The 8,479-nt window shown below is 69.3% G+C and carries 10 protein-coding genes; 5 read left to right on the plus strand and 5 right to left on the minus strand.

Translation table 11 applies throughout. The annotated features are described in order from the left end of the window. From ABZ260_RS40315 to ABZ260_RS40325, 3 genes are all read left to right on the plus strand, one after another. The coding region (locus ABZ260_RS40315) for a helix-turn-helix domain-containing protein (RefSeq protein ID WP_355628160.1) at positions 1–558 on the plus strand (558 nt) is incomplete at its 5' end. Between the two features lie 29 nt (positions 559–587). After that, the gene (locus ABZ260_RS40320) at positions 588–746 is read left to right on the plus strand and encodes a hypothetical protein (RefSeq protein ID WP_355551853.1); all 159 of its coding nucleotides are present in this window, start codon (positions 588–590) and stop codon (positions 744–746) included. 3 nt (positions 747–749) lie between these two features. Beyond that, positions 750–2,186 carry a wax ester/triacylglycerol synthase family O-acyltransferase gene (locus tag ABZ260_RS40325; protein WP_355628163.1) on the plus strand — a complete coding sequence of 479 codons (1,437 nt, stop codon included), beginning with the start codon at positions 750–752 and terminating at the stop codon, positions 2,184–2,186. Here the strand turns inward: ABZ260_RS40325 and ABZ260_RS40330 are convergent. From ABZ260_RS40330 to ABZ260_RS40345, 4 genes are all read right to left on the minus strand, one after another. Further along, positions 2,073–2,600, minus strand: coding sequence for an ATP-binding protein (locus ABZ260_RS40330; RefSeq protein WP_355628166.1), 528 nt, complete (start codon positions 2,598–2,600; stop codon positions 2,073–2,075). The two genes, ABZ260_RS40325 and ABZ260_RS40330, sit on opposite strands and share 114 nt — an antisense overlap. 186 nt (positions 2,601–2,786) lie before the next feature. Continuing rightward, complete coding sequence (locus ABZ260_RS40335; protein WP_350963962.1) at positions 2,787–3,332, minus strand: type 1 glutamine amidotransferase domain-containing protein; 546 nt, start codon at positions 3,330–3,332, stop codon at positions 2,787–2,789. A gap of 31 nt (positions 3,333–3,363) precedes the next feature. Beyond that, a complete protein-coding gene (locus tag ABZ260_RS40340) occupies positions 3,364–3,681 on the minus strand; it encodes a DUF4031 domain-containing protein (RefSeq protein WP_350963965.1) in 318 nt (105 codons plus the stop codon). Beyond that, on the minus strand, positions 3,678–4,229 hold the full coding sequence (locus ABZ260_RS40345) for a helix-turn-helix domain-containing protein (protein WP_350927566.1): 552 nt from the start codon (positions 4,227–4,229) through the stop codon (positions 3,678–3,680). The genes ABZ260_RS40340 and ABZ260_RS40345 overlap by 4 nt, the downstream gene beginning before the upstream one ends. A gap of 154 nt (positions 4,230–4,383) precedes the next feature. Here ABZ260_RS40345 and ABZ260_RS40350 point away from each other — a divergent pair, with 154 nt between their 5' ends. Beyond that, entirely contained in the window at positions 4,384–5,916 is a 1,533-nt protein-coding gene (locus ABZ260_RS40350; RefSeq protein WP_355628170.1) for an MDR family MFS transporter, read from the plus strand. A 141-nt stretch (positions 5,917–6,057) separates the two neighbouring features. Continuing rightward, positions 6,058–7,011, plus strand: a complete 954-nt coding sequence (locus tag ABZ260_RS40355) for a GNAT family N-acetyltransferase (RefSeq protein ID WP_355628171.1) — start codon at positions 6,058–6,060, stop codon at positions 7,009–7,011. 53 nt (positions 7,012–7,064) lie between these two features. Here the strand turns inward: ABZ260_RS40355 and ABZ260_RS40360 are convergent, their stop codons facing one another. Further along, a complete protein-coding gene (locus ABZ260_RS40360) occupies positions 7,065–8,360 on the minus strand; it encodes an AAA family ATPase (protein ID WP_355628174.1) in 1,296 nt (431 codons plus the stop codon). Positions 8,361–8,479: the final 119 nt, after the last annotated feature.

The following is an 8,479-nucleotide window of genomic DNA, read 5'->3' on the forward strand; positions in this document are numbered from 1 at the left end:
GCGGTCGGCGCGGAGCTGGCCAGGACGCGCCGGCCGCCGGCCTTCACGATCCTGGACCGGCACGCCGTGCTGCTGCTCAACCGTGGCGAGGACGCGACGGCGCTGGGAGAGCGGCTGGCCGCGCGGGCCCGCACGGGCGCCGGGGTCAGCGCACCGCACCCGGGGCTTGAGTCAGCGGTACGGGCACATGAGGAGGCGCTCGCCGCGGCCAGGGCGGCGGCGGCGGAACCGGCGCTGCGGCCGGTCGCCCACTGGCCGGACCTGGGCGTCTACCGGCTGCTCGCCGAGCCGGTCGCCGGTACTTCCGGTACCCCTGGCACGCTCGGCGGTCCGCTTGACGCTCTGCGGGAGCATCCGGCACTCCTGATCACCCTGGAGACCTACCTGGACAGCGGGGGAGACGCCCAGGAGACCGCCCGGCTGCTCCACCTGCACCGCACCAGCCTCTATTACCGCATCACCAGAATCGAGCAGCTGGCCGGCCGCAACCTCAAGAACGGAACCCACAGGTTAGAACTTCATCTCGCGCTGAAGCTCGGTCGCTGGAATGCGGTGTAACGGCCGGACAATCCGGGCACAGCTCTGCGATGCCGCAGTTGATCAGCGAGATCATGACCGTCGTCATCGTGCTCATGCTCATCCCGCTGTCGTTGGTCATCGTGTCGGTGGTCGTCCTCGTCGCACTCGCGGCGTTGGCTCTGACGACACCACGGGAGCAGGATGGAGGAACGACTTCCCGGAGGTAGACGATGCGGCAGCTCAGCGCGGTGGACACGCAGTTTCTGAATTTCGAGACCTCGACGAACGTCGCGAACATCGGAGGGCTCGCGATCCTGTCGGGCAGGCTGTCGCGGAGCGACCTGGTGTCGCTGCTGGCCCGGCGGCTCCACCTGGCCGCGCCCTTCCGCATGCGACTCGTCTCCGTCCCGTTCGGCCTGGACCATCCGTACTGGACCGAGGACTCCAGGATCGACCTCGACTACCACGTGCGCGAGATCGCGTTGCCCGGCCCGGGCAGCGACGAGCAGCTGGGTGAGCAGGTGGCCAGGCTGCACGCCCGCTGCCTCGACCGGCGGCGGCCGCTCTGGGAGATGTATCTGATCCACGGTCTGGCCGGCGACCGTACGGCCCTCTACACGAAGGTCCACCACGCCGCGGTCGACGGCGTCACCGGCGCCGATGTGCTGGCCAGCCTGCTGGACACCTCCCCCGAGCCCGCCGAGGTCGAGATGGCGCCCGCGGCCGAGCCCGAGGAGCGGATCGACACGCGGGAGATGGTCACCAGGGGGATCGTCAAGGCGGTGGTCAACCCGGCCAACACGGTACGGTTCCTGATCAACGCCGTCCCGCATCTGGACGAGATCCCCCTGATCTCCCAGGTGCCCGGGGCCGGGCTGGTCTCGCGGCTCACCCGGCAACTGGCCAACCGCCTGTCGGGTACCGCGGAGGTGCCCGACATGCCGCGGATGACCGTCCCACGTACCCCTTTCAGCGGCAGGATCAGCGCGCACCGCAGGTTCGCCTACGCCGCCCTGCCGCTGGAGGACGTCAAGCTGGTCAAGAACGCCCTCGGCGTCACGGTGAACGACGTGGTGATGGCCCTGTGCGCCGGGGCGTTGCGCCAGTGGCTGATCAAGCACGACGCGCTGCCCGAGCAGCCTCTCGTCGCGGGGGTGCCGTTCTCGCTCCGCGTCCCCGGTGACCGGCGCGTGGGCAACCAGGTCACCATCATGATCACCACACTGGCGACGCAGGTGGCCGACCCACTGGAACGGCTGCTGGCGGTACGTGACGCGATGCGGCTGATCAAGGATCGTTCGTCGCTGGCACCGGTCAGCTGGATTCAGGAGCTCAGCGACATAATGCCCTCCGCGCTGACCGGCCTGGCCTCCCGGGCGGCCTTCAACCTCTTCGCTGACAGCGCGGGCCCGATCAACGTGATGATCTCCAACGTGCCCGGCCCGCAACTTCCCCTCTATGTGAGCGGTGCCCGGCTGCTGTCGTACTACCCCGTCTCGGTGGTGACCGACGCCAGTGGCGGCCTCAACATCACGGTCTTCTCCTACGACGGCTCACTTGACGTCGGCGTGATCGCCTGCCGTGAGATGGTTCCCGATGTCTGGGCCGTCACCGACTATCTCAGGGACGCCCTGCTGGAACTGAAGCTCCTCGCTGAGCAGCAGTGACAGGCCGGGCGCGCCCTTGACGAAGCGCAGGGTCTTCTCCAGGCAGACGATCGAGCCCCGCTCGTGCCTGTTGACGAAACGGATGTCGTCGGCCAGGGCGCGCATGATCATCAGGCCCCGGCCGTGTTCGGAGGTGGGGGCGGGGAAGGCGGGGCCCGAGAAGTCGAAGCCGTCGCCGGCGTCCACCACCTTGATCACGCAACGGTCCCTGGACAGCTCGGTGCTGACCATGTAGTCGTCACTGGGGGTGGCGTGCTTGACGGCGTTGGAACACGCCTCCGAGAGCATGAGCTGGATGTCCTCGCGGATCTGGGACACCACGCCAAGGGCGCGGAGCGAGGCGTCGAGAAGTTGCCTGATCACGGGAACGCTGGCGGCGTCACGCGGCAGACGCAACGCGATAGTGGCCTCCACGGTGTCCTCCTTTCGCAGCCGGTCACCTAAAGGCTTGCCCGGCACGCTCCGTCCTAACCGGAGATGGTTGATCGTGACTCCGGATATCGGAAAGGCGCGGCAAAGTTCGGTGCATGAAAAAATGTGGCATGGCAGCAGGACAGCCGGTCCGCCTGAGGCGGACCGGCTGTCCTGCGACTCTTCGCCTCAGCCCGAGAACGCGTCGATCGCGGCCTGGCAGAAGGCCTTGAGGTCGTCGGGCCTGCGGCTGGTGATCAGCGTGTTCGGGCCCGAGGTGCAGATCACGACCTCGTGGTCCTCCCAGTTCGCACCGGCGTTGCGCAGGTCGGTCGCGAGGCTCGGCCAGGACGTGACCTTGCGCCCGCGTACCACGTCCGCCTCGATCAGCGTCCAGGGCGCGTGGCAGATGGCCGCGACGGGCTTGCCCGCGTCGAAGAAGCCCTTCGCGAAGCCGACCGCCTCGGGCACGGTACGCAGCAGGTCGGGATTGGCGACGCCGCCCGGCAGCACCAGCCCGTCGAAGTCGGCGGCGGAGACCTCCTCGACCGTCGCGTCCACGGGGAACCGGTCGGCCCTGTCGAGGTGGTTGAACGCCTGGACCTGACCCCGCTCGGTGGAGATGAGCCTTGGGGTGGCCCCAGCCCGCTTGACGGCGTTCCACGGCTCGGTGAGCTCGACCTGCTCGATGCCCTCCGGGGCCACGAGGAAAGCGATCGTCTTGGCGTTCGGCATGTCATCCCCTTTGTGACGTGCGGTGATGTCTTCAGGGGGGCGTCATGCCCGGGGTTCCGGAATCTATGCGAGAGCTACTGATTCCAGGACGAACCTTGCGACGGCGGAGGCCGGAGCCGATGAGCCGGGTGATGAGCTCGCGCGAGGAGACGGCCTCCGCGCCCAGCGCGACGGCCCGCTCGTAGAAGGTCTCGGGAACGTCGTAGTGGTCGCGGTCGAACGCCTGGGGCGGCACGCCCAGCAGCTCCGCGAAGGCGTGCAGCTCCCCGGTCGAGCTGTCGCTGACCAGGTGCGACCAGAACAGAGCGTGTGGACCCGGCCAGTTGGGCGGGTCGATGAGCACGCTCACCGCCGGGCGAGGTCGAGCGCGACCTCCAGGGCGGCGGCCCGACGCTCCTCGTCGGAGATCGTCTCGTCCCTGAGGATGATCCACGCGGCGTGCAGCGCGAACAGGGCCATCGAGTTTTTCAGCCGGGTGGCGGTGGGATCGTCCGGCTCGACGAGGAAGGTGAGCAGGTCCAGCATCCGGTGGCGGGTCTTCTCCATCGTCGGATGGTTCTTGAGCGAGGTCTGGTTGCGCTCGAAGAACCGCATGATCTCGTGGTGCCGGCCCCGGTGCAGGTCGTCGGAGTAACGGCGGAGCAGTTCGCGGCGCGTCTCCTCGGTGCGCGGCTGGGACGAGGCCCAGGCGATCAGCTCCTCGACCGCGCGCACCCGGTCCTCGGCCAGGCTGGCGACGATGTCGTCCTTGTTTTTGAAGTGGTAGTAGAGAGCCGCCTTGGTCACGCCGAGGGCCTCGGCTATCTCGCGGAGCGAGGTGGCCTCGTAGCCCTGCTCGACGAAAAGAGTCAGGGCGACGTCCTGAATGCGCGTCCGGGTATCGGCGTGTTCCCTCATGGTTCCCTTACCGAGAAATCAGCTTGACGGCCGGCAAGTAAGCGGCCTACATTTCCAGCATATCCGACACTAGCCGGTCGGCAAGTAAGCAAGATCTCTTCTAGGGGGCGAAGTGAAGGAGACCGCGGCCTTACCGGCGCGGCGTCGTGAGGTCATGGTAGTGCTACCGGGCCTGATGCTCGCGATGGTGCTGGCCATGCTCGACAACATGATCGTCGGTACCGCCATGCCCCGCATCGTCGGCGAGCTCGGCGGGCTGACGCACCTGTCCTGGGTGGTGACCGCCTACGTGCTCGGCGCCACCGTCTCGACCCCCATCTGGGGCAAGATCGGTGACCTGTACGGCAGGAAGAACATCTTCCTCGCCTCCATCGTCATCTTCATGATCGGCTCCGTGCTCTGCGGCATGGCGGGCTCGGAGATGCTCGGCGGCCCGTCCGACGGGATGATGCAGCTCATCGCGTTCCGCGCGTTCCAGGGCCTCGGTGCGGGCGGCCTGATGGTCAACGCCATGGCCATCATCGGTGATCTCGTCCCGCCCCGCGAGCGCGGCCAGTACCAGGGCATCATGGCCGCCGTGATGTCACTGGCCATGATCGCTGGCCCGCTCGTCGGCGGATTCATCACCGACCACCTCAACTGGCGCTGGGCCTTCTACGTGAACCTGCCCATCGGGTTCGTCGCGCTGGCCCTGCTGGCGATCAAGCTGAAGCTGCCCAGGTACCGCACCGAGCACCGCATCGACTGGCTCGGTGCCGCCCTGCTCTCGGTCGGCATCACCGCGCTGGTCCTCATCACCACCTGGGGCGGCAACGACTACGGGTGGAACTCGCCGCAGATCCTCGGTCTGGTGGCCCTCGCCGTCGTCACGCTGGCGCTGTTCATCCCGGTGGAGCGCCGCGCCGCCGAGCCCATCATGCCGCTCAACGTCTTCCGCGACCGCAACTTCAGCCTGATCTCGGGTGTGGGCTTCCTGCTCGGCTTCGCCATGTTCGGTGCCATCAACTTCCTGCCGCTGTTCCAGCAGACGGTCCAGGGGGCCACGGCCACCAACTCCGGCCTGCTGCTGCTCCCGATGATGGCCGCCTCCATGGTGGTCTCGCTCTTCGTCGGCCGCGCCATCACCCAGACGGGCAAGTACAAGATCTACCCGGTCCTCGGCGGCGCGATCATGGCGATCGGCATGTGGCTGCTCTCCCTGATGGACGTCCACACACCCGCCTGGCAGACCGGCGTGTTCATCGCGGTGCTCGGCCTCGGCATGGGCTTCCTGATGCAGACCACCATGCTGATCGCCCAGAACAGCGTCGAGCAGAAGGACCTCGGTGTCGCCAGCAGTGCCTCGACCTTCTTCCGCTCCATCGGCGGCTCGTTCGGCGTCTCGCTGTTCGGCGCGATCTTCAACAACCGCCTCACCTCCAACCTGGAGAGCAAGCTGGGCGCCGCGGGCGAGCAGCTCGCCTCCGGCGGCGCCCAGTTCAACCCGGCAGCCCTGCACGAGCTGCCCTCGGGAGTACGGATCGGCTTCCTGGAGTCGCTGGCCGACTCCATCTCCGGCGTCTTCTGGTGGGCGATCCTGTTCGCCGTCCTGGTTCCGCTGCTGGCGGCCTTCATCAAGGAGGTCCCGCTGCGCGGCGGCACCGAGAGCGCCAAGGAGGCCGAGGCTCAGGTGCCGGTGCTCGACTGATCAGAGATCTTGGGTGCGGACCCCGGCTTCGGTCGCGAGGTCGACCCGTCCTTCGCTGGAACCACAGCGTGGCGGGCGTCAACAACCGATCCCAAGTTCCGACCCAGCGATTCCCAACCCGCCCCCGCCACGATGAGGGGCATGAAGACGACCACCCCCGCCGCCGGGTACCTCACCCGGCGGCCTTCCGCCGCCGACGCGCCCGAGATCCACGAGCTGATCTCGCTCTGCGACACCCAGGTGATCGGCAAGGCCGACATGACCCTCGACGACGTCGCCGACCAGCTGAACGACTCGTCCTTCGACGTGGAGTCCGACGGCTGGCTCGTCCACGACGAGAGCGGGCGCCTGGTGGCCTGGGCCTGGGCCTGCCGCAAGGGCGCCAGTGACAACGTCGACGTCGACGTGGTCGTGCACCCCGGCGCGCCGGGGCTGACCGGCCCGCTCTGGGACACCGTGACCGGGCGGGCCGGGCAGATCGCCGCCGAGCTGGGCCACGACCGGGCCGTGGTGGACATCGGTCTCTACCGCGAGGACAGCGGCAAGCGCGCCGTCGCCGCCGCCCGTGGTTTCAGCGCCGCCACCAGCTTCATCCGGCTCCGCGCCGACCACACCGGGCCGGTCGGCCGCCCCGGGCCGCCGGCCGGGATGACCGTGCACGACGGGCTCACTGAGGAGGTGCGCCGCCAGGGCCACGCCGTGGAGCAGGCCGGCTTCGCCGACCACTTCGGGTTCGCCCCGAAGGACTACGACGAGTGGTACGACGAGCTGAACTCCTCGGTCAACACCGACTGGTCGCAACTGGCGGTCGCCCGCCTCGACGGCGAGCCCGTGGCGATGCTGCTGGGGACCAACGCCTTCCTCGGGGACGAGAACTGCGGATACGTACGCCGGCTGGCGGTGCTCCCCGCCTTCAGGGGCCGCGGCCTGGGCCGGTTCATGCTGCGCGGGGCGTTCGCCGACGACGCCCGTCGCGGGCGGGTCGGCACCTACCTGCACGTCGACGCCAACAACAGCACGCCCGCCCTCGACCTCTACCTCTCGGTGGGCATGCGCCAGGTGCTGGCCATCGACGTCTGGCGGCGCACGATCTGACCCGCACCGTACGGCGCCATCGAGCGGGGAAGGCGCTCTCAGCCGGTGGGAGGTCAGTCGTCAGGAGTCACCCGGTGCTTGGAGAGGTGGGCCAGGACCGCCTGGTTGGCCTCCCAGCCGTCGGGGAACTTCACCGGCACGCCGAGCTGGACCGGCTCGGCCGACGGGTGGGCGTCCAGCAGCTCGGGAATGCCCGCCCTGGCCACCACGACGCAGGCGTGGCGGTGCCGGGAGGCGAGCACGCACAGCCGCCCCGACTCCAGGTGGAACGCGGTGGCGTCGCGGCGCCCGGAGAGGGGATGGAGCACGATCGTCACGTCGTACTCCCGGCCCTGCAGGCGGTTGGCGGTGTCCACCGTGATCTCCGGCGGCACCCCGGCGGCCCTGATCGCGGCCACCTGGTCGCGGTGCGCGGCGCCGATGGCGATCCGGTCGGCCGTGACGGGATGGCTGCCGCGCTCGGAGTGCGCGACCGGACTCCGCTGGAGCAGCCGCGTCGCCAGGCTCGCGGTCGCCAGCACGGCCTCCGCGTCGGTGCGCACCGTGTGGCGGCTGGGCAGCTCGTACAGTGCCCAGCCAGACCCGGCCGCCTCCTCCAGCGCCAGGTCGAAGGGGGTGCGCATGCCGTTCACCGTGAACTCCAGCGACCGGTCGGCGGGGCCCGTCCCCGCGCGGAACCCGGTGAAGGGGTAGAACGCCTCGGAGACCACGGGCGCGGCCGAGGCGGGCAGCCGCCAGGAGACCGGCAGCCGGTGCACCGGCAGGTCGGGGTTGTGCCGCAGCAGCACCGAGACCGCGCTCTGCACCGGGTCCCACGACAGGCCCGCCCAGCGGTCGCCGTCCACGATCGAGAACGGGTCGAGCTGGCCGGGGTCGCCCACGAACAACGACCGCTCGAACAGCGAGGCGATGCGCAGCAGCTTGTCCGAACGCATCTGGTAGGCCTCGTCGACGATGGCCCAGGGCCAGGTGCGGTCGCCGATCCATGCCCACTTGTCGGCGGTGGCGATCACCACGGCCGGGTCCCCCAGATCGGGCAGCTTGCCCGCGACCGAGACGTTGGGCAGGGCGAGGATGCGGCCGGGCGTGATGTAGCCGCTCGCCGAGAGCCGGCCGACCCCCAGATCGGGATGCTCGGCCGCGAGCCGTTCCACCAGGTCGTCCACCTGCTCGTTGGTCTGCGCGACGATCATCAGCGGCTCGCCGGTCTCGGCGATGTGCCCCGCGGCCTTGACCACCAGCGTGGACTTGCCCGCGCCCGGCGGCGAGTCCACGACCACGCCGCGGTGACGGGGCAGGTCGGTCAGGACGGCGTCCACCACGGCCGCCGCCTCCTGCTGCGGCGTCATGCCACGCCTCCGCCACTGCCCGCCGGGTCCGTGTCGCGGCCCGTCACCCGGGCACGGTGCCAGGGCTCGGAGCGCAGCTGCTCGAAGATCGACTCAGCGATATTGTTGTTGCCGCGCCA

This window comes from Streptosporangium sp. NPDC006013 (assembly GCF_040614275.1).
In the GTDB taxonomy this organism is placed as follows: Bacteria; Actinomycetota; Actinomycetes; order Streptosporangiales; family Streptosporangiaceae; genus Streptosporangium.